Raw genomic sequence first — 22,322 nt, 5'->3', positions numbered from 1 at the left:
AAATTTGTCCAAACTATATTAATATATCTGCTATATCTCTATAATTTCTGCGGAGGAAGAGGGATTCGAACCCTCGGTACCGTTGCCAGTACGACAGTTTAGCAAACTGTTCCTTTCGGCCACTCAGGCATCCCTCCAATCTCAAAAGCTCCCTTTTGAGGTTGCAAATATAGCAATTCATTGATGTTTGCAAAAAAAAATTACAGTGTTTGGTGATAATCTATGCGCACATGATAGATACTCATAAGCATAGTCTTGAAAATCAGCTTTATAGTTTCTATATCTTTTAACGTAATATCGCAATTATCTAGTTGATCTTGCTCCAATTTGTAGTCGATGATCCGTTCAACCAGTGCATTGATGCTTTGCGCGTCTGGGTTTTTCAAGCTTCTTGATGCCGCCTCTACCGAATCCGCCAACATCAGCACACCTGTTTCTTTAGAAAAAGGAATAGGTCCTGGATAGCGGAAAATGTTCTCATCAACAAACTTTTCTGGCGAATTCTTTAAAAAACTCTGGTAAAAATAATCTACACGTGTATTTCCATGATGCGTTCTAATGAAGTCAATCACACTTTCCGGCAACTGATGCTTACGGGTGATTTCTATACCCTTGTGGACGTGCTTAATGATGATCTGTGCACTTTGTTCGTAAGGGAGTTTATCATGCGGACTAACTGCCGTGTTTTGGTTCTCAATAAAGTATTGCGGGTTTTCAATCTTACCAATATCATGGTACAGTGCTCCTGCCCTTACCAGCAAAGAATTGCCGCCAATTTTAAAAATAGCCGCCTCTGCCAAATTCGCAACTTGCAAAGAATGCTGAAATGTACCTGGCGCTTTAAACGCCAATTCACGCAAGAGCTTGTTGTTGGTGTTTGTGAGCTCAATCAATGCAATATCTGAGGTGATACCAAACAATCGCTCAAATGCATAGATCAATGGATAAGCCAGCAGAGATAATAGTACACTAATCACAAATGGCACAAAATTGCCCCATTCAATTGTGGTTATGGACCCTTCTCTTAACAGTGCAATACCTACGAATGAAATGAAATATGCAGAAAGTATAAAGAGTGCTGACAACAATAACTGCTCTCTTTTAATTAGGTTTCTAATGCTATAAATTGCTACCATACCAGCTGTGGTTTGGAAAAACACAAACTCAAAACTGTTGGGAACAAAAAAACCAGCTATCAAAATCACCAGTAGATGCAGATAGAGCGCCAATCGGGTATCAAATAAGATCCTGATAATGATAGGTACAATGCAAAACGGGATGTAATATAAACTCGGCAGGTTCAACTTTATGGCCCAGGTTAGTGAAAGCAACATAGTTGTTGTTACTAGCAAAATTAGGGTAAGCTGCCTATTATCTGCAAAAATATCTTTCCTAAATAGTTTAAGGAATACCATTAGTAGGCTTACAATAAAGCCGACCAGCAAAATCTGGCCGAAATAAACCAGTTTACTGTCTCCAATAGTTTTAGTTTGCGCCTCGTAAATTTCTTTGAACGACTGTAGCTTCTGATATACTTCATCGTCAATCACATTGTTCTTGGCAATAATCAGCTCACCTTTTTGAACCATACCACGTGTGGTAGAGAGACTATTTACTGCATTTTCCTGCACCATTGCAGTCAATTTTTCATTAAACACAATGTTTGCCTGCAAGTGATCTTCAACCAAATTGAGGATCGTTTCTTTTATCTTCAAGTTAACCGATTTAAATGTGTTACCGTAGTACTCTAGTGCAGATTGAACAGTATAAATATCTCCGGAATTCAACGTTTTACTGATGTTATTTTCAACCAGTGAAAAATCATAATTCTTTCCCAGCTTTTGGTGTTTAACATTTAGACCAATAATACCTTTTTCGTAAATTGACTTGAGGAGGTTAAATGAATACTTTTTGTATCCATCCTTTTCGTTCTCTGGTAATCCACTGCTTCTCCATTTTACATCAAATTCATTCAAGTATGCATCCTCAACTTCCTTAACCATGGCGGTATTGAATGTATAAATAGGCAATATATTATTCAGCGCTTCTTTTTTATCGATATCTACCTGGGGTGTAGTCTTTAAAATGGCAAAGCTGAAAGGCGATACCAGATCTTTGTTCTTCCATATTTCCCCCTTTTCAAATTCATACCTGAAACGTGGTTGCTTGGGTAAAAAAGCAGTGATCAGGAAAACAGAAACTACCATCATCACATACTTAATGTTTGATGAGTACTTTCTGTAAAGCACTCTATGCGAATTCTTTTTGATTTTAGCCAAAACGATTTTAGATTGATTTTATCAAAAATAACATAAATTTCCTTCTCTGGTTCAAATTAAATATATAACAAGTTATGGTACTGTTGTAGACATGTGTCGTATTTTCCCATCCTTCTCTCATGGTTATCCCATTAAAACATCTCTTTTCGGAAGAAAGATGGGAGAAATCCCGGGAAAATCATCGACCATGTGGGAGAACTGGTAAGTGTAAGGACATTTCTAAATGCATCAAAAATATTTGCAAATACGGAATATTTTGTATTACTTTATGATATCAAATCAATATCATTATGTATACAGAAAAAATTATCACTCCACCATCAGGCTACCTGACGTTTGTCTTATTTCTTGGGCTAATGGCTGCCGGAATTTTTGCATTGGCAACTCAACATTTTATTATCGGCCCAATTGTTTTGGTCATCAACTTTGTGTTGGTACTACCAGGTTTAATCATTAACAATCCAAACGAATCCAAAGTATTGACTCTTTTTGGAAAATATGTAGGTACTGTTAAAACCGATGGCTTTTTCTGGGTCAATCCCCTTACCGTGAAAAAGAAAGTATCATTAAAGGCCAGGAACTTAAATGGACATCAAATTAAAGTAAATGACAAACTGGGCAATCCTATTGAAATTGCAGCGGTTGTAGTTTGGCAAATACAGGAAACTGCTAAAGCTATGTTCGCTGTTGAAGATTACCTGCAATATGTAACGATACAGAGTGAAGCAGCGGTAAGGCACCTGGCGAATATATTCCCTTATGATAATTTCGAAGATGAGGAAGCAACGATTACGTTAAAGGACGGGGCAGAAAAAGTTAGCACTTTGTTGGAAGCAGAATTAAGCGAACGGTTATCCAGAGCCGGCATCCAGGTTATTGAAGCCAGAATATCACACTTGGCGTACGCTCAGGAAATTGCAAGCGCCATGTTACAGCGCCAACAGGCCACCGCGGTTATTGCTGCCAGAAAATTAATTGTTGAAGGCGCCGTGGGTATGGTGGAAATGGCGCTCGACAGGCTCTCTGAAAAAAACATTGTTGAACTGGACGAGGAACGTAAAGCTGCTATGGTAAGTAATTTGCTTGTAGTGTTATGTGGCGATCGTAATGTACAACCTATTGTAAACACCGGAACGTTGTATAACTAAACCCGGCGAATAACTAAATATGTCTGAGAAAGATAAAAAAGCTTTTGTATTGAGGATCAACCCTACCCTGCTCAAAGAAATTGAGCAGTGGGCGGGTGATGAGTTTAGAAGTACGAACGGACAAATTGAATTTTTATTGAACGAAGCCTTGAAATCTAAAAGACGAAAGCGAAACTTGAAAAGTCTGGACGAATAAAAGTCCAAGGTCTATTTTCAATTAATATCCTAATGCTAGTCCCATAATTGCATATACCACTCTTATGCAACATACATAGAAGCCAGATTTTTATTTCATTTCGTTCCTACTATTCAGTTCCAATAATTACATAACTTTGCCTTCAACCAAATCAAAAGGATATGAAAGAAGTAGTGATTGTATCAGCAGTTAGAACGCCGATAGGCAGTTTTGGAGGTTCTTTAGCTGGATTTTCGGCAACACAATTGGGTGGCTTTGCCATCAAAGCGGCAGTGGAAAGAGCTGGTATTAAGTCATCGGATGTGCAGGAAGTGTACATGGGAAATGTATTATCAGCAAATCTTGGTCAGGCTCCCGCTACACAGGCGGCTAAATTTGCGGGTTTACCAGATGTTCCTACCACTACAATAAACAAAGTTTGCGCTTCTGGTACTAAAGCCATTATGCTGGCTGCACAAAGTATTGCGCTGGGACAAAATGATATTATTGTGGCCGGCGGAATGGAAAGCATGAGTAATGTACCCTATTATCTGGATAAAGCAAGAAATGGCTACCGTTTAGGCCATGGACAGATTATCGACGGACTCGTAAAAGATGGTTTGTGGGATGTTTACAATGACTATCATATGGGTTCGGCAGCAGAACTGTGCGCAGAAGAATGCGGGTTTAGTCGCGAGGAACAAGATGCTTTCGCCATCAGTTCTTATAAAAAATCGCAACAAGCACAGCAAGATGGTAAGTTTGATCATGAGATCATCGCTGTTGAAGTAAAAGACAGAAAGGGCGACATCACGCTTATTGACAAAGATGAAGAACCTTATGCTGTTAAGTTTGACAAGATACCAGGTTTAAAACCTGTATTTAAAAAGAATGGTACAGTTACCGCAGCAAATGCCTCTACACTAAATGACGGCGCCGCGGCATTGGTGTTGATGAGTGTGGAAAAGGCAGCTGAACTAGGATTAAAGCCCCTTGCAAAGATTTTAGCTTACGCGGATGCACAACAGGCACCAGAATGGTTTACAACTGCGCCTTCAAAAGCCATACCCTTAGCATTAAAAAATGCGGGAAAAAGTTTAGCTGATGTAGATTTTTTTGAAATTAATGAGGCTTTTTCCGTAGTTTCACTTGCAAATAATAAAGAGATGGGATTAGATGCAGATAGGGTAAATATTAATGGCGGTGCCGTATCTATGGGGCATCCCCTCGGTGCATCTGGTGCAAGGATATTGGTAACACTGATTTCCGTTTTGGAACAAAAAAAGGGCAAAATAGGCGTAGCAGGAATTTGTAATGGCGGTGGAGGTGCCAGTGCCATAGTGATAGAAAATTTAAGTTAAATGAACAAAGGCCTTCGTACTTTAGTCGTCCTATTCATAGTTTGCTTTGCCATCGGCGTTAAAGCGCAGCATAGCTTTAACTTTAACAATGTACCGGTAATGAGCAAATATCAGGATACTTTGATCAGGCTGAGTAATGAGACCGCGACTGCACAAAGTACTGGCGAGCGTTTTGCAAAAAATGCTGTATTTATTAAGACCCTGGTTAATTCACTAAAAACCCAGGCCTCTTTCAGCTATCCGTTTGATTCCCTGCAGAAAATAACTATACTAAAATCACCGGATAACTCCTTCCGTATTTTTTCCTGGCAAATTCCATTGGAAGATGGTACCTATCGCTATTTTGGTACGATACAAATGGCAACTAAAGATGGAAAGCTAAAGTTGTTTCCGTTGATCGACAATACAGATAATATTACAGATGTAAATCAGATAGTTAGTAATAAAACCTGGTTCGGGGCACGTTATTACGAGATAATACCTGTTGTAGTAACTGGAAAAGCACCCTATTTTGTGTTGCTTGGATGGAAAGGAAATAGTAGTAAGACGACTAAAAAGGTGATTGATGTAATCTCATTCGAAAAGGGAGAGCCTGTATTTGGAAAGGCCATTTTTGATGGCGTTAGAGCTGGAACCACGAGAAACAGAGTAGTTTTTGAGTACAATAAGCTCAATTCAATGACATTGACACTGGATAAAAGTGTAAACATGATCGTATTTGATCATTTAGCGCCTTTTTCTGAGGACATGGTAGGCAATTTTGAGTTTTACGCTTCAGATTTGAGCTTTGATGCCTATAAAATTATTAATGGAAGATTAAAATTGGTTGAAAACGTAGAACTCAAGAATGAACCAAGCAATATGGACGACTTTTATGTTGATCCAAAGGATAAAAATACTAAAGCCATAAAAAAGCTATAAGTTTGAAAGTATGGTTGCAGGTCACTATCTTGCGCTTTGAACTAACTAAACTAACTATAATTACTAAAAAACTAAAATGAGTACAAAGAGTTTGGATACCCCAAATAATTTTTTTGAGAGTAAGGTGCTCGGACATCCCGCAGGATTGTTCGTTTTGTTCTTTACAGAGATGTGGGAACGGTTTTCATATTATGGAATGCGTGCGCTGCTGGTGCTATTTTTAACATCTACAATTGCTGCCGGTGGCTGGGAATGGTCTAAAGCTGATGCCTTAACATTGTATGGAACTTACACCATGGGCGTTTATTTAACCCCTGTACTGGGTGGCTTAATTGCCGATAGGTTGTTGGGATACCGCTGGGCAGTTATACTAGGTGCACTGATCATGACCTTGGGGCATGCCAGTATGGCCATGGAAACACCCGCGTTTTTATACATAGGACTTGGTTGTTTAATGGTAGGAAATGGTTTATTTAAGCCAAACATGACTTCTATCGTTTCTAACATGTACATAGATTTCCCGGAAAAAAAAGACGGAGCCTATTCTATCTTTTATATGGGCGTAAATGCGGGAGCATTTTTAGGCATCATGATCTGTGGATACATAGGAGAAAAGATTTCATGGAGCTGGGGTTTCGGTCTAGCTGGAATTTTTATGTTCCTGGGAATGTTACAATTCTATTTCACAAAAAATATTTTCGGAAACATTGGTCTTTTACCTGGTGAAGAAAGAAAGCTTAAAGCTGCTGAGGTAAAATCAAACACCACACCGGAAGTGATAGAAGAACATGTACCCGGTAATGTTGTGAGGGACAGGTTAATTGTGGTACTGATATTTTCTGTATTTACCATTTTCTTTTGGGCGGCATTTGAGCAGGCCGGAGGAAGTATGACTATTTTTGCTAAAGAGAACACGGTTAGGATCTTAACTGGTAGTGCCGGAATGACATTTAAAATTGTGGATGCACTGCTCACGATAGTTCCGCTTGGTATTATTTCTTATGTGCTCTTCAAATTATTTACACAAACTTTTGCTAAATATAAAGTAGGGAACATGATCCTTGCTGCTAGTTTTATCATCATTTGGGTGATTGTGCTATGGAAAGTACAGCGTGAATTTGCTGCTGAAACGACTGAAATTGCAGCTTCGTGGTTTAATATACTTAACTCACTATTTATTATTTGTTTTGCACCAGTATTTTCCAAATGGTGGGAGAGCAAATATAACCTTGCAGCTTCATTCAAATTCGGATTAGGGCTAGTATTATTGGGATTAGGATTTGGTTTCCTAGCCTACGCTGCCACTGCAATTACTTCTCCTGACATCAAAGTGAGTTTGATCTGGTTAGTTTTGGCGTATCTTTTTCATACACTTGGAGAACTTTGTATTTCTCCTGTAGGCCTTTCTTATGTGAGTAAGCTCGTTCCTGCAAAATGGATTGGATTTATGTTTGGTGTGTATTATTTATTTATCGCCATGGGTAATAAACTTGCTGGAGCATCAGGAAGCATGATTGAAGAAATCACCAAGAAATATAGCTTATCTACATTTTTCCTGATTTTCACTTTGATCCCAATCGCAGCCGGATTTATCATCGCGGTGCTTCATCCACTGATTAAGAAATTAATGCACGGCGTTAAATAACGATAGGAATGGCAGAAAACATAACGCTGGCTCAGATCCAGGATTTTAAAGGAAAATATCCTAAGCAGCTCTGGTCTTTATTCTTTTCAGAAATGTGGGAGCGCTTCTGCTTTTACGGAATGCGCGGGATGCTTACCTATTTTATGGTTACGCAGCTCTTAATGAAAGATGTAGATGCCAACCTGCAATATGGTGCTACACAAGCGTTCGTTTATGCTTTTACTTTTATCGGAGGTTTATTTGCTGATAAAATACTCGGCTTTAGAAAGTCACTATTTTGGGGAGGATTGTTGATGATCGTTGGAAGTTCTATACTCGCCTATGATCCTCACCAGTTTTTCTTTTTAGGGATCAGTTTCACCGTTGTGGGAACCGGGTTTTTCAAACCTAACATCTCTACAATGGTTGGAAAACTGTATCGCTCTGACGATCCACGGCGGGATGCAGGTTTCTCGGTATTTTATGCCGGGATAAATATTGGTGCCTTATTAGGTGGATACGCCTGTATTGCCATTGGAAAGGATTATTCCTGGCACCTGGCTTTTGGATTAGCTGCTATTGTGATGACCATTAGTTTAATCACCTTTCTGTTTACACAAAAGAGCCTCGGTCCAATCGGCTTACCTCCTACTGACAACGAAAATGTTAAAGACGAATCATTTGCCGGTATAGACGACAAAATACTAACGCAATCAGTTGTTGTAAAACGTAAATCAATCAACAAGAAATGGTACGACTATGCTGTATACGCAGGATCTTTGGCGATTGTCCCGGTAATTATGATCATGGTTGCAAAAACACAGTACACGGATTGGTTTATGTATACCGTGGGTCCGGCAGCGCTAATTTACCTGATCTTTGAGATGGCGAGGTATGGCAAATCAGAGCGTAAAAAGTTATTGGCTGCCTTAGTATTTATTTTATTTTCAATTATTTTTTGGGGTATTTACGAGCAAAGTGGCGGCTCGCTGGCTTTGTTTGCAGCGAGAAACTTGGATAATAGGCTATTTGGCGTTTTAACTTTAGATCCTAACGGGGTTAACAACGCTGCAAATTCATTATTCATCATTATTTTCGCCTTCCTGATTAGTTTGATATGGATTGCTTTAGCAAAGCGAAAGATAGAGCCCAATACAATCATTAAATTTGGAATGGGCTTTCTATTCCTTGGCGGAGCTTATTTTGTATTTTATGCCACAAGATTTTTTGCAAATGCAAATGGAGTTGCTTCGTTAGATGTATTTACAATTGCCTATTTTGTAGTTACTTTGGGAGAGCTTTGTTTATCCCCTATCGGCTTATCCATTATGACAAAGCTATCACCTCCAAAACTTCAGGGTATGATGATGGGCATGTGGTTTTTAGCAAGTGCTTACGGACAATATGTGGCAGGAATTCTTGGGGCTAATTTATCTGAAGCCGGAGAGAATGACACTCCCGTTCAAAAGTTAATCACTTATACTGATGGCTATAAGCAACTTGCTATTTATTCTTTGATAGCCGGCGTTGGACTGATCATTATTTCACCTTTGGTTAAAAAGCTAATGCAAGAAGTAAAGTAAATACTTAACTTCGTCCTTTCAATTTATAAGCGTGTCAGACAGTTTAGTTATCATCCCAACCTACAATGAAAAAGAAAACATTGAAAAGATCATTAGAAAGGTTTTTTCTCTCGGTTTCTTCTTTGAAATCTTGATTATTGATGATGGATCACCGGATGGAACTGCGGAAATTGTTAAAACCTTACAACAAGAATACCCAGCGCTGCATCTTGAAGAGCGAACAGGAAAGCTTGGTTTAGGTACAGCCTACATTCATGGGTTTAGATGGGCACTGGCAAAAAAACAGTACGACTTCATTTTTGAGATGGATGCAGATTTTTCTCACAATCCTGACGATCTCATCAGACTTCGCCAGGCTTGTGTAGATGGTGCCGATATAGCTGTCGGATCACGCTATGTGAAAGGAGTTAACGTGGTCAACTGGCCAATGAGTAGGGTTTTGATGTCATATTTTGCATCGATGTATGTAAGGATGGTTACGGGTATAAATATTCAGGATGCTACGGCAGGTTTCAAATGCTATACCCGTGAGGTATTGGCTACAATACCACTTGATAAAATCAAATTTGTGGGTTATGCTTTTCAAATCGAAATGAAATTTACGGCATTGAACTACGGCTTTAAAGTGATTGAAGTACCTATCATTTTCACAGACAGGACTGAAGGTACTTCTAAGATGAGTACGCGTATTTTTAGAGAAGCTTTCTTAGGTGTGATTCAGATGAAAATCTGGAGTTGGTTCAGGAAATATGATAGAAAACCGTCAGCTAGTTTCTAGGAACTTTTCCTTCTCTCATCATTTCTCCGAAGTCAAGTCCCCTATCCAATGCTGAAACTATTTTCACTATTCTTTTGGTTCGGGTAGCTTCTGTTTTAGCAGCATTCAACCAATTAATATACCAGTTTTGGTGCGATTTAGGCATCTTTAAAAAACCGGTGAGTAATTCCGGTTCATCTGAAAAGCACAGCTCAAGATCTTCAGGAATCTCTATTTTGAAATCCTTATCCTCTTCTAATTCAAGACTTAGTACAGCCCCAGCTTCTTTTCTAAGTTGCTTTCGTAGTTCGGCCTTGAGTGCAAGAATGAAGTCACCTTCTCCCATGGGGACAGTAGCCATGCCTTCTACTGAAACTTGATCAATTTTACCTTTTACCCTAAAACTCTTTCTGCAATCTGGTTTGATCTGGTTGGCTAGTCCCTGAGGTATGAAAACGTAGCTCCATCCTGTCTTTTCGCCCATTTCTGCGAAGCGCTCTATTTCTGCCTTAAAGGTGATCATCGAATAAAATTACTAGAATTTTTCTTCTACACCAAGACCAAATAATGCGAAATCATACTTAACCGGATCTGCAGCATCAAATTTGGAGAGTTCTTTGGTCAGCTCTATAGCGGTTTGCCAGTCAGTCTGTTTTCTTTCTATCAACCCAAGTCGGCGGGCTACACGATCTACGTGAACATCGCATGGACAAATAAGATCCTTAGACTTCAGGTTACTCCATAAACCGAAATCAACTCCTTTATTGTCCTTGCGCACCATCCACCTTAAAAACATATTTAAGCGCTTACAAGTAGATTTTTGCAAAGGCGATGAAACATGCTTTACCGTTCTCCCTGGTGAATCCGGCAGGGAGAAAAAATAGGAACGGAAATGATTTAATGAAGATGTGATATCTGTTGCGCCATTGGTTGGCAGGAAGGCATACTCAAGACTGGAATACTGCTGATAATGGTATTTAAAGAAAGCAACAAAATATAGCAAATCAGTATCGTTAAATGTACGGTGTTTAAAGCCGAGCAATCTCTTCAGATCATTGTCCTCATGCCCCAACATAAAGTTATGAGGATCGTTATCCATGCGCTGGAACAATTCATTACATTTATTAATGATCGTTTTACGTTGTCCCCATGCTAAAATTGCCGCAAAAAATGCGGCAATTTCTATGTCTTGTGGTTTACTGTAAGCGTGCGGAATGCATATCGGATCGTTATTAATAAAATTAGGTTGATTGTATTGTTCGACCTTTGTATCCAGAAAATCCTTAAGTTCTAAAAATTCCAAATCACCTAGCTTAATGCCTGTTCCAGATCTGCAAGCAGGTCATCGATGTCTTCTACACCTACGCTTAGTCGCAAAAGATTATCTACAACACCAACCTTTTCCCGTTCTTCCTTTGGAATGGATCCATGTGTCATGGTTGTTGGATGGTTAATTAAAGACTCCACACCCCCCAGGGACTCGGCAAGGGTAAATACTTTAAATGAGGAGGCGATCCTAAAAGTTTCCTGTAAATCTGCGTCCTTAAGTGTAATGGAAACCATGCCGCCAAAGTCACGCATCTGCTTTTTAGCGATATTGTGATTAGGATGATCTTCAAAACCAGGCCAATAGATTTTATCAATTTTTGGATGTTTCCGTAAAAAGTGCGCCACTTTTGCCCCGTTCTCACAATGGGCCTTCATCCTGAGGTGCAAGGTTTTAATACCTCTCAAAACTAAAAAAGCATCTTGTGGACCTGGAGTTGCGCCACATGCGTTATATACAAACCAGAGGTCTTTATACAGCTGATCGTCATTAACCAATAGCGCACCCATTACTACGTCGGAGTGCCCACCAATATATTTGGTAACAGAATGCATCACAATATCAGCACCCTGATCCATCGGGTTTTGCAGATAGGGCGATGCGAAAGTATTATCAACCGCTAGAAGCAACTTATGTTCCTTCGTAATCTTTGCCACGCCAGCTATATCAATGATTCTCATTGTTGGGTTAGTTGGCGTTTCGATCCAAACCAACTTTGTTTTGTCATTAATAAAAGGCAAAATGTTTTCAGGCTTAGACAAGTCTAAGAAATGAAACTTAATCCCGTACTTCTCGTATACTTTGGTGAAGATCCTGTAGGAGCCTCCGTAGAGATCATTACCTGTAATTACTTCATCACCAAGACTTAGCAACCTAAGAACTGCATCAGTTGCACCCATTCCACTGGAAAAGGCCAAACCGTGTTTAGCATTCTCGAGTGCGGCCAAACAATCTTCTAAAGCTTTCCTCGTTGGATTTGTACCTCTTGAATATTCAAAACCCTTGTGGTCACCCGGGGACTTCTGAGCATAAGTTGAAGTTTGAAATATTGGTGTCATTACGGCCCCTGTAGAAGGATCAGGTTCCTGACCTGCGTGTATTGCTTTAGTTGCGAATTTCATTTCTGGTAATTAGTCATTAGTAGTTAGCGGTTAGTATTCAGTAGTTAAACTACCGCATGTCGTTAAACCCTTAATAAGCCCTGGCAAACAACACCCTTTGGGTTGATGGTTTACCAGAGTAAATACAAACGCCATCTTCCAATGGATTATTTAAAGGAACGCAACGAATGGTCGCTTTAGTCTCTTCTTTGATTTTTTGTTCAGTTTCAGGAGTTCCATCCCAATGCGCAGAAATAAATCCAGCCTTACCATCTAGCAACTCCTTGAACTCATCATAAGAATTGGCTTCAGTTATGTGCTCTTCCCTAAATTTTAATGCTTTGTTGAATATGTTGGCTTGAATCTCTTCCAATAACTGGGCGATATAAATTTCCAGGCCTTCCTGGTTAACTGTTTGCTTTTCCCTGGTATCTCTTCTTGCCAATTCAACGGTACCGTTTTCCATATCACGACCGCCTATTGCCAGCCTCACAGGAACGCCTTTTAGTTCGTACTCTGCAAATTTAAAACCTGGACGTTGCGTATCACGATTGTCGTATTTAACAGAAATACCTAATTTCTTAAGCTTAGGAGAAAGCTCGTTTACAAAAACTGATATTTTCTCCAATTCTTCATCACTACGATAAATCGGCACAATAACCACTTGTATTGGAGCAAGTTGTGGTGGCAGTACAAGTCCGGCATCATCACTATGCGCCATGATTAGCGCCCCCATTAACCTGGTGGACACTCCCCAGGAGGTTGCCCATACATGTTCTATTTTACCTTCTTTATTGGTGAACTTTACGTCGAATGCCTTAGCGAAATTTTGACCAAGGAAGTGTGATGTCCCTGCCTGCAATGCTTTTCCATCCTGCATCAAAGCTTCAATACAATAAGTATCTAATGCACCGGCAAAACGCTCGTTAGGAGTTTTCACACCTTTTACCACAGGAACCGCCATCCAGTTTTCTGCGAAATCAGCATAAACATCCAACATTTTTCTTGTTTCTTCAATAGCTTCATCCGCAGTTGCATGTGCCGTGTGGCCTTCCTGCCAAAGAAACTCGGTAGTACGAAGAAACAGCCTGGTCCGCATTTCCCAACGCACCACGTTGGCCCATTGATTGATCAAGAGCGGCAGATCTCTATATGACTGAATCCAACCTTTATAAGTGTTCCAAATTATAGTTTCAGAGGTGGGCCGAACAATTAGTTCTTCTTCCAGCTTTGCTGTTTCATCAACAATTATATTTCCATTTCCATCATTTTTAAGACGGTAATGTGTCACAACGGCACACTCAGTCGCAAATCCTTCAACATGTGAGGCCTCCTTAGAAAAAAATGACTTAGGAATGAATAAGGGAAAATAGGCATTACTGTGACCTGTATCCTTAAATTTTTGGTCTAAAACCGCCTGTATCTTCTCCCAAATGGAGTATCCATACGGTTTTATGACCATACATCCCTTTACAGATGAATGTTCTGCCAGGTCAGCTTTGATAACAATATCGTTATACCACTGGGAATAGTCTTCGTTTTTACTTGTAATGCCTTTGCTCATAGCTCTCTGGAACGTTTTTTGTGTTAAATAGCTTGTAATGTACGTCGCAAATTTATAAATTTATACCTACAAAAAAACTCGAACACACAAAACCCAAGTATATATGAAACCGAATCATTTTTTCACCAGTATTCTTGCCGTTACAGCGATAGCTGTTTCGTCATGCTCTACACCCCGGCTGGCCCAACAGCAGAGTGTTGATAATGATGATGTTTACAGCAGTAATGCACAGGCTAAAACCTATGTACCTGTTCCTGTAAAACCGTCACAGCAAACTCCATCTTCTGAGCAGTACCAGGAGGATGACTATTATGGAACCAGCGATCCTTATTATGACATGGATTATTCTTCAAGGATTAACAGGTTCTCCTATGGATCGCCATGGAGATCATATTATGACCCATATTTTTACGGAAGCTTATATTCTCCATACAGTGGTATTTACTTAGGATATAATGATTTCTATGGTGCAGGTTATGGAGGGTGGGGATACCTTTCTTCTCCGTTTTGGGGTTATAATAACTTTGGATACGGAAATTATTTTGGGTACGGAAACTATTATGGAGGATACTATGGCGGTGGCTATTACGGTGGAGGCTTCTTAGGTGGTGGTTATTATGGCGGTGGATATGGGTATGGCGGTTATTATACTGGCAGGACTACAATGGTACCAGAATATAAAGCAAGACCATATATTGGCAGAGAAAACGGTGTTGGAACCAACCGTGGCATGAACAGAACCGCAACTTCTACCACAAGGAGATCTGATGTAAATGGTAATCCCGTTTATGAAAGAAGCAGATCCGAACGTTATGCACCAAATAATGCGCCAGCAGCTCCTAGTCGTTCAGACCGTTCTAGTGCTCCCGAAGCAAGACCAACACGTACTGAAAGTGCACCTGCTCCAAGACCTGCCCCAAGTTACAGTCCTCCTGCAAGATCAAGCTCTGGTAGCGGTAGTTCATCAGGAAGCAGTAGCGGTGCAAGACCAGCAAGAGCAGGTAGAGGTTAGTATTTGATCATCAGAAAACACATGAAGAAAATCTTTTTGTCCTTAGTGGCTATAGTAGCTGCTACAGGAAGTACATATGCACAGAGTTTTGCACCTGACGCGTTCAGGTTTTCGCAGACTAATTTTGGAAGCACAGCAAGGTTCAAGGGAATGGCCGGCGCACAGATAGGTGTTGGAGGAGACATGAGTTCCCTTGGTGCAAATCCGGCTGGATTGGGGCTATTTACTAAGTCTGAGTTCAGCCTAACGCCAGAATTTAATAGCATGAGTGGCAACGCTACTTTTCTTAAGTCAAATACCACCTCGACTAAAGATCGGCTCAACTTAAATAATTTGGGTGTTGTAATTTATAGTCCGACTTTGAGAACACAGGGGCAAGACACACAACGTGGTTTAGTGAGCACAGTCTTCGGCTTTGGCTACACAAGAAACAACGATTTCAATGCTGACTTCAGTTATCAGGGAACGAATCCAAACAACTCAATCGCAGATTATTATTCTGATTTGGCAAATAGCGCTAATGTGCCGCCAAATGGGTTAGAATCTGGTAGTTTAGAGCGTATGGCGTATGACGGTTATCTAATCGGTTATGGACCTATTAATTCCAATCCTGGTTCTCTTAGTTCCTACTTCCCGGAAACTGACGTTAACAATGTACAGCGTAAGAGTGAGATCAGATCTGGTTCAACTTCTGAACTGACAGCAGCAGGTGCATTAAACATTTCAAATCAACTTTATCTTGGTGCGAGTATTGGCCTGGTGAATGTAAGATACATTAACGACAGTGAGTTTACCGAGTCAGGTTTTAATGTGACAGAGAATTCTAATTACAGCTTGTCCATGAGACAAAATCAGGAAACAACAGGTTCTGGTATTAATGGTAGATTAGGACTAATTTTTAGACCAGTTAGTACCTTCCGGATCGGTGCAACTTTACAAACCCCTACCTGGTTGTTGATTGAAGACAATACTACAGTTACGCTCGACACAAGAATTGCCACAGGTACAAATGCAGGAAATTATACCAGCGACCCGACCAATTACGTTTTCCAATACAAACTTCGTACGCCACTTAAAGGTTCCTTAGGTGCCAGCTATGTCATTGGCGGAAAAGCTTTGATTAGTGCAGATGTAGATTATATTGATTATTCTTCAATTCGTTTTTCTAACGATGTAAACAGCAGCGATCCAAATCGCATCATGGCTGAAAATAATAACATCAAAAACAACTATAAAGAAGCCATCAATTACAGAGTTGGAGCTGAATATAAAGTGAATAATGCCTTCAGCTTAAGAGGTGGTTACGGATTGAATGGTACCGGAGTAAAAGGAGATGATAGCGGCTATTATGATACTAAAATCTATACTGGCGGCTTTGGTTACCGAGTAAACAACTATTATTTGGACCTTGCTTATCAGCGTTTGGAAACAAATACTAGCCTTGCTCCCTATGAATTGGGAACGGCAGAAAATCCATTAGAACCTGTTGCAGAAATCAAAACTGCAAGGAATAACGTGTTTTTAACATTTGGGGTAAAATTTTAATTAATTATTTTTTTTGTTGGAGAGGGATTGCTTAAACGCTTTCCCTCTTTTGCATAATAACGTCCACCCTCTTCTCTACTTCTTCATCCTTTATAAGCTCTGGTGCATGATGGGGTTTCTTCCTGGCATCTATTATCAATGGCCCATCACATCCCCAATGTTTGTCCTTTACAAATTCATCTACACCATAAATATCCGTCGCTGGATTACTTCTTGTAAATGTTACCCATACCAAGTTATTAATGTTTTTGGCGACAAATTTAGCGTCATCGCAAAGGACAACAAGCGCTATTCCGCTCAAATCATTAGCCTTAAGTGCGATGGTTAATTCTTTTATTTCATTAAGGGCATTTTTCGTATTCGTATAAGATTGACCAGTAAGCGCGACAACTCCTGGCATGGCCAAGTTTGATCCAGTAATACCATGTGACAGGTTAGCAAAGTTGCTTTCGGTTGCCAGCTTGCGCTTCACTTCCCCTGCAGCGGCAAACACAACTTTTGAACCGCTATTAAGTCCTTCTCCACTGTAATCCAGTGTATCTATTGTGGTCTGGGTATGGAAATGTAAGTCTCTTTTGAGATCAATACGCGATAAGATATGTTGTAAGAAGGCGGAAAGATCATGTGTATTCAGATCCTTATCATCCTCTTGTGCTGCAATAAATAAATACTTGGCTAAACTGAGTTGATTCTTACCGAGAATGTGATTTGATATGGTCAATATCTCTTGAGGCCTGCGTTCATTCAGATAAGGCGTGTAGCGTTCGCTTCCAATTGCAAATAGCAAAGGGTGCACACCAGCAGCATCAACCGCATTAACCTCTTTTAAGCCGTGAATTTCTTTTGGAAGTGCAGAGCCAGCAATCTCATGGATCAGCGCACCAAAACTTGTATCCTCTTGTGGGGGTCTACCTACTACAGTAAACGACCATATGGCATCCTCTCTGTGGTAAACGTTATGCACTTTCATCACTGGAAATGGATGCGTTAAGCTATAGTAACCGAGATGATCTCCAAACGGACCTTCAGGTTTTGTTTGCTGTGGATAAACCGTGCCAGTAATGACAAAATCTGCATCGGCAGAAATACAGAATCCTTCCTCATCATAAAAGTATCGGAACCTCCTGTTTCCTAGTGCACCGGCAAAAGTCATTTCTGAAAGGCCTTCTGGCAATGGCATTACGGCAGCAAGTGGATGTGAAGGTGGCCCACCAACAAAAATACTTACTTTAAGCGGTTGTCCCTTGGCATTGGCCTTAGATTGGTGTACACCTATCCCCCGATGAATCTGATAATGTAGTCCTATTTCTTCATTGAGGATATAATCGTTTCCAGCAAGTTGAATTCTATACATTCCCAAATTCGCATTTAAGATTCCCGGTTTGCCTGGATCTTCAGTGTAAACCTGAGGCATAGTAATGAATGGTCCCCCGTCCATTGGCCAGTTTACAATTTGTGGTATTTCACTGATGGTTGTTTTTTTAAATACCTGCTTAAAGAGACTTTGCTTAAGTGGGAGAGCGGTAAGAGCTGTTAAGCCAAGGCCTGGTAGTTTTAATGGGTTCTTTAATGCTTTGACAGGGTCTGACCTCAAGTTAACCAGTTGCTCTACTTTCGGTAAACTATCACGAAACATGAATCTTGATCTTTCCAATGTTCCGAATAAATTGGAAACTGCCGGAAATTTGCTTCCTTTTATTTTTTCAAAAAAAAGCGCAGGGCCTTGTTCCTCATATACCCTGAGGTGGATTGCAGCCATTTCCAGATAAGGATCAACTTCTTCCTTAATCCTTAACAGGTGACCATGTTTTTCAAGGTCGTTAACACATTCGGCTAAACTTTTATATCCCATTTCGAATCAAAGATATTAATAAAATAAAACCCTAATTGTGAAATAAAAACCATATTGCTAATTAGAAACAATATTGTTAAATGAGAGCGACATGGATAAAATAAAAGCGTCATTGAGAGGTATGAAGCAATCTCAATGGGGATTGCTTTATACCTTGCAATGACGAGTTAACAATATGAATTGCGGAGTCAGTTGAGGATTTACTTCTTGCCCGCAAATGAGCGTAGCATCCAGGTGTTTTTTTCTTTAAATTGCATAAACTTATTCACCATATCGTTGGTACCATCATCACCTGCTTTATCGGAAGCTTCCATCAGGTCACGTTCTATTTGAATGAGGATAGCCATATCGTCTAAAACAGCATCGACCATATCAAGATCGTTTAAGCCGATGGTGTTAATTTCTTTGATTTCACTTTCAGCTATGTAATCAGCGAATCTACTGTGAGGTGGCTTCCCAAGTGTTAAAACACGTTCAGCGATTTCATCAATAGTTAATTGAGCATTAGTATATAGTTCTTCAAATTTGATATGCAATGTGAAGAAATTTTGTCCTTTTATATTCCAGTGACAACCCCTTAGCTTCTGGTAATGAATGTGATAGTTAGCTAAGTATTCGTTAAGTAAATCAACCACCGGCTTTACTTCTTTCTCGTTTAAACTTATTTCTTTTGCGTCCATGATATTATTTGTTATTTTGTGTCCCAATTGGGAAGGTTAAGTTAATTAAAAAACAGTTGTAACCCATAATGGTTTGAAAAATCTGACTCATTATACAATAGTCAGATGCTATGTTCGTTTAATATTACATCTGGGATAAACATGCAACCAAACCATGTTATTTTGTATTTATTCGTATTATTGCTGACTGATCATTTGACCAAAAATTAATGTATAAATATCTTATTGCACCTGTTATCGCAGTTTTCTGCACTATTAACACGTCTGAAGCTTCAACGAGGGATTCAATTGGAGTTGAAAACAATAACGGGAAGAAACTAATCATACACCAAATAGTTGCTAAAGACACGTATTACTCTTTAGGGAGAAGATATAATGTGGTTCCTAAAGACATCATGACTTTTAATGACAACAAGTTCCTACAAATTGGAGTGATCATTAAAGTGCCTACTAATGTACCTTTTAGCGGCCAATCAATTTCAGGTAAAGCTCCACAACCGACTAATCAGATACCTGCTAATACAGATATTCCTTCAGGAACGATAGTAGAACATGCTGTTCAAAAAAAGGAAAACCTGAACATGCTGGCAGAAAAATATGGCACCACTGTGAACGAGATTAAGAGAATAAATAATCTCAAGAGCATCAACTTGCAAATTGGACAGATCTTAAAGATCCCAGCCACAACGGGAACGACGCAAGAGTCTGAGCCTGTCTCTGAAGTAGTAGCAGAGAAGCCAGTGGAAACGGTAACTAAAACTTACCAGAAACCTGTAGAGGAAGTAAAAGCACCGCTAACGGTAAGCAATACAGAAGATTTCATAGAGCATACCGTTGCTGGAAACGAGACGATGTATTCTATTGCGACCAGATATAAGTTGACCATGGATCAGCTGAAAGCAAAAAACAACCTGACGGACAATTCATTAAGGGTTGGTCAAAAGCTTTTGATTAAAGGCCAGTATCCAGTTAAACCTGCATATGTTCCACCTGTTGCAACAACAGCGGTTGATTCTGCCAATTCATTAAAAAATCCTTCGTTAAGACTTCCTGCAAGCAGATACGGGCTCAACCAAATCGACGAAAAAGGTACTGCTGTCTGGATAGCAGATCAGGATCTTGACCCAACTAAAATGCTGGTACTGCACCGCTCAGCAGCAATTGGCACAGTCATGAAGATCACCAACCCAATGAGTAACAGAACTGCCTTTGCCAAGGTTGTTGGTAAATTTACGGAGAACGAATCCACAAAAGATGTTATTATTGTAATGACAAAAGCAGTAGCTGATGCTCTTGGAGCATTAGATAAACGTTTTTATTGCAACATAACATACGGCGGACAAGATAATGAACAAAAATAAACCTTTCATAATAGGTATTGCTGGGGGCAGCGGGTCTGGGAAAACTTTTTTTTTAAACTGCTTTTTACACCATTTTAAAAACGATGAGGTAACACTTGTTTCACAGGATGATTATTATATTCATGCTGGAGAAATGACTCAGGAAGAAAATAAACTCTACAACTTTGACCTTCCTTCCACGATTGATGATGAACAATTTCTTCACGATATTAAGAAATTAGTAAAGGGGGAAGTAGTTTATAAAAAAGAATACAATTTCAACAATCCACTGGCTGTTGTTAAAATACTGGAGATTAAACCTGCTCCTATTATTATTGTTGAAGGACTTTTCATTTTGCATTTCCAGGAAATTGCCAACTTACTAGACCATAAAATCTTTATTGAAGCAGACGAAGAGGTTGCTTTAGCAAGAAGGGTAAAAAGAGACGGAATGGAAAGGGGATATCCAGAAGATGATGTACTCTACAAATGGCATAATCATGTTGTTCCAGCTTATAAGGAATTTCTAGCGCCTTATAAACAAAATTGTCATCAAGTAGTTATCAATAACTTTGATACTCCTGAAGATATCATAAGGATCACAGACGAGATTTCTGAAGATTTTAAAGAACGTCTTGGTGAAAATGAAATCTAGCTAATCCAATAACATTTCTGGAACGTCATGATCTGCATAAAGCTTACCTAATGTAGATTGTTTAATAAAATCTACAGAAACACCGGGTGCTCTTTCAATCAGTTTAAATCCGCCATCAGGTAGTACATCTAGTACTGCAAGTTCTGTAACTATCTTTTTAATGCAATTAATTCCAGTAAGTGGAAGGGTACACTTAGGAAGCAGTTTACTTTCACCTGCCTTATTCACATGCTGCATAGCCACAATAATGTTTTTAGCCGAAGCCACCAAGTCCATGGCACCACCCATTCCTTTAACCATCTTACCCGGTATTTTCCAATTGGCAATATCTCCGTTTTCAGAAACTTCCATCGCGCCTAAAATCGTTAAGTCAATCTTCTGACTTCTGATCATACCGAAGCTCATTGCGGAATCAAAAATCGCAGAACCTGGCAGGGTGGTTATGGTCTGTTTACCTGCATTTATCAAATCAGCATCCTCCTCTCCTTCGATAGGAAAGGGTCCCATACCCAATAATCCATTTTCAGATTGGAGTACAACATTTATTCCATCCGGGATGTAATTAGCCACTAATGTTGGAATACCTATTCCAAGATTTACATAGAATCCATCTTTTATTTCTTTCGCGATTCGTCTCGCAATACCGTTTTTATCCAGCATAATCGTATTAACTTTTTTTGATCACCGTGCGTTGTTCAATTCTCTTTTCATAATTCAACCCCTGAAAGATTCGATGAACATATACACCAGGCGTATGAATATGATCTGGATCAAGTTCACCAACTTCTACAAGTTCTTCGACTTCTGCAATGGTAATTTTTCCGGCCATAGCCATTACAGGATTAAAATTACGACTGGTTGACCTAAAAATTAAGTTACCTGCGGTATCCCCTTTCCATGCCTTCACTATTGCAAAATCAGCATCGAAAGCATATTCCATCAGGTATTCTTTTCCATTAAATATTCGCGATTCTTTGCCCTCCGCAACTTCTGTACCCACTCCCGCTGGAGTAAATATCGCTGGCATACCATAACCGGCAGCCATACATCTTGTAGCTAATGTACCCTGAGGGATAAGTTCTACTTCCAATTCACCGCTTAACAACTGACGCTCGAATTCAGCATTTTCACCAACATAGGATGCGATCATCTTCTTAACCTGATGTTGTTGAAGCATAAGCCCTATTCCAAAATCGTCCACTCCAGCATTGTTCGATATACAGGTGAGTTGATTTACTCCCTTCTTAACTAGCGCAGTGATCGAATTTTCTGGTATTCCACAAAGGCCGAAACCACCTAGCATTAAAGTATCCCCATCCTTTACATCAGCAATTGCTTCAGCTGCATCCTTAACTACTTTATTGATCATAATAAAATATTTGACTGCTAAAGTATGCTA

Annotated in this window: 20 protein-coding genes and 1 tRNA gene; 11 read left to right on the top strand and 10 right to left on the bottom strand. The window is 39.6% G+C overall.

Translation table 11 applies throughout. The features are described from left to right. Positions 1-50 precede the first annotated feature (50 nt). Both ACXZ1K_RS12010 and ACXZ1K_RS12005 read right to left on the bottom strand, forming a co-directional pair. Positions 51-137: transfer RNA gene (locus ACXZ1K_RS12010), tRNA-Ser, on the bottom strand. Positions 138-200: 63 nt separating this feature from the next. After that, complete coding sequence (locus tag ACXZ1K_RS12005; RefSeq protein ID WP_458969909.1) at positions 201-2,279, bottom strand: HD family phosphohydrolase; 2,079 nt, start codon at positions 2,277-2,279, stop codon at positions 201-203. Positions 2,280-2,569: 290 nt separating this feature from the next. On the opposite strand from ACXZ1K_RS12005, the gene ACXZ1K_RS12000 reads away from it, so the two are divergent. From ACXZ1K_RS12000 to ACXZ1K_RS11970, 7 genes are all read left to right on the top strand, one after another. Then, positions 2,570-3,427: an SPFH domain-containing protein gene (locus ACXZ1K_RS12000; RefSeq protein WP_458969908.1), complete on the top strand. Its 858-nt coding sequence runs from the start codon at positions 2,570-2,572 to the stop codon at positions 3,425-3,427. Positions 3,428-3,446: 19 nt separating this feature from the next. Beyond that, a complete protein-coding gene (locus ACXZ1K_RS11995) occupies positions 3,447-3,623 on the top strand; it encodes a type II toxin-antitoxin system antitoxin (RefSeq protein WP_458969907.1) in 177 nt (58 codons plus the stop codon). Between the two features lie 161 nt (positions 3,624-3,784). Then, positions 3,785-4,963 (top strand): acetyl-CoA C-acyltransferase, encoded by a 1,179-nt coding sequence (locus ACXZ1K_RS11990; RefSeq protein WP_458969906.1) that lies wholly within the window; start codon positions 3,785-3,787, stop codon positions 4,961-4,963. Further along, complete coding sequence (locus ACXZ1K_RS11985; RefSeq protein ID WP_458969905.1) at positions 4,964-5,884, top strand: hypothetical protein; 921 nt, start codon at positions 4,964-4,966, stop codon at positions 5,882-5,884. A gap of 76 nt (positions 5,885-5,960) precedes the next feature. Beyond that, positions 5,961-7,529, top strand: coding sequence for a peptide MFS transporter (locus tag ACXZ1K_RS11980; protein ID WP_458969904.1), 1,569 nt, complete (start codon positions 5,961-5,963; stop codon positions 7,527-7,529). Between the two features lie 8 nt (positions 7,530-7,537). Then, positions 7,538-9,091, top strand: coding sequence for a peptide MFS transporter (locus ACXZ1K_RS11975; protein WP_458969903.1), 1,554 nt, complete (start codon positions 7,538-7,540; stop codon positions 9,089-9,091). A gap of 31 nt (positions 9,092-9,122) precedes the next feature. After that, the gene (locus ACXZ1K_RS11970) at positions 9,123-9,869 is read left to right on the top strand and encodes a polyprenol monophosphomannose synthase (RefSeq protein ID WP_458969902.1); all 747 of its coding nucleotides are present in this window, start codon (positions 9,123-9,125) and stop codon (positions 9,867-9,869) included. Here the strand turns inward: ACXZ1K_RS11970 and ACXZ1K_RS11965 are convergent. The 4 genes from ACXZ1K_RS11965 to proS form a co-directional block, all read right to left on the bottom strand. After that, positions 9,859-10,371 carry a YdeI/OmpD-associated family protein gene (locus tag ACXZ1K_RS11965; protein WP_458969901.1) on the bottom strand — a complete coding sequence of 171 codons (513 nt, stop codon included), beginning with the start codon at positions 10,369-10,371 and terminating at the stop codon, positions 9,859-9,861. The two genes, ACXZ1K_RS11970 and ACXZ1K_RS11965, sit on opposite strands and share 11 nt — an antisense overlap. Positions 10,372-10,383: 12 nt before the next feature. Then, positions 10,384-11,151: a TIGR02757 family protein gene (locus ACXZ1K_RS11960; protein ID WP_458969900.1), complete on the bottom strand. Its 768-nt coding sequence runs from the start codon at positions 11,149-11,151 to the stop codon at positions 10,384-10,386. Between the two features lie 5 nt (positions 11,152-11,156). Then, the gene (locus tag ACXZ1K_RS11955) at positions 11,157-12,296 is read right to left on the bottom strand and encodes a cystathionine gamma-synthase (RefSeq protein WP_458969899.1); all 1,140 of its coding nucleotides are present in this window, start codon (positions 12,294-12,296) and stop codon (positions 11,157-11,159) included. A 70-nt stretch (positions 12,297-12,366) separates the two neighbouring features. After that, positions 12,367-13,839 carry a proline--tRNA ligase gene (gene proS / locus ACXZ1K_RS11950; protein WP_458969898.1) on the bottom strand — a complete coding sequence of 491 codons (1,473 nt, stop codon included), beginning with the start codon at positions 13,837-13,839 and terminating at the stop codon, positions 12,367-12,369. A 103-nt stretch (positions 13,840-13,942) separates the two neighbouring features. Between proS and ACXZ1K_RS11945 the strand changes: the two genes are divergently transcribed. Continuing rightward, positions 13,943-14,851 (top strand): hypothetical protein, encoded by a 909-nt coding sequence (locus tag ACXZ1K_RS11945; protein WP_458969897.1) that lies wholly within the window; start codon positions 13,943-13,945, stop codon positions 14,849-14,851. Positions 14,852-14,872: 21 nt separating this feature from the next. Continuing rightward, on the top strand, positions 14,873-16,396 hold the full coding sequence (locus ACXZ1K_RS11940) for an OmpP1/FadL family transporter (RefSeq protein WP_458969896.1): 1,524 nt from the start codon (positions 14,873-14,875) through the stop codon (positions 16,394-16,396). A gap of 31 nt (positions 16,397-16,427) precedes the next feature. Here ACXZ1K_RS11940 and ACXZ1K_RS11935 read toward each other — a convergent pair whose 3' ends face one another. Continuing rightward, positions 16,428-18,248, bottom strand: coding sequence for a UbiD family decarboxylase (locus tag ACXZ1K_RS11935; RefSeq protein WP_458969895.1), 1,821 nt, complete (start codon positions 18,246-18,248; stop codon positions 16,428-16,430). Positions 18,249-18,448: 200 nt separating this feature from the next. Next, entirely contained in the window at positions 18,449-18,928 is a 480-nt protein-coding gene (locus tag ACXZ1K_RS11930) for a Dps family protein (RefSeq protein ID WP_458969894.1), read from the bottom strand. A 209-nt stretch (positions 18,929-19,137) separates the two neighbouring features. Between ACXZ1K_RS11930 and ACXZ1K_RS11925 the strand changes: the two genes are divergently transcribed. Together ACXZ1K_RS11925 and ACXZ1K_RS11920 are read left to right on the top strand one after the other, a co-directional pair. Then, positions 19,138-20,289: a LysM peptidoglycan-binding domain-containing protein gene (locus tag ACXZ1K_RS11925; RefSeq protein WP_458969893.1), complete on the top strand. Its 1,152-nt coding sequence runs from the start codon at positions 19,138-19,140 to the stop codon at positions 20,287-20,289. Next, positions 20,276-20,923 carry a uridine kinase family protein gene (locus ACXZ1K_RS11920; RefSeq protein ID WP_458969892.1) on the top strand — a complete coding sequence of 216 codons (648 nt, stop codon included), beginning with the start codon at positions 20,276-20,278 and terminating at the stop codon, positions 20,921-20,923. The genes ACXZ1K_RS11925 and ACXZ1K_RS11920 overlap by 14 nt, the downstream gene beginning before the upstream one ends. Here the strand turns inward: ACXZ1K_RS11920 and ACXZ1K_RS11915 are convergent, their stop codons facing one another. Together ACXZ1K_RS11915 and ACXZ1K_RS11910 are read right to left on the bottom strand one after the other, a co-directional pair. After that, positions 20,924-21,583, bottom strand: a complete 660-nt coding sequence (locus ACXZ1K_RS11915) for a 3-oxoacid CoA-transferase subunit B (RefSeq protein WP_458969891.1) — start codon at positions 21,581-21,583, stop codon at positions 20,924-20,926. It abuts the gene before it with no gap. 7 nt (positions 21,584-21,590) lie between these two features. Next, positions 21,591-22,292 (bottom strand): CoA transferase subunit A, encoded by a 702-nt coding sequence (locus ACXZ1K_RS11910; RefSeq protein ID WP_458969890.1) that lies wholly within the window; start codon positions 22,290-22,292, stop codon positions 21,591-21,593. Between the last annotated feature and the right edge of the window lie 30 nt (positions 22,293-22,322).

The sequence above is a fragment of the Pedobacter jaeyakensis genome (assembly GCF_054461315.1).
The sequence above is the reverse complement of the archived record's forward strand: the minus strand, read 5'-3'. Positions and strand labels throughout refer to the sequence as shown.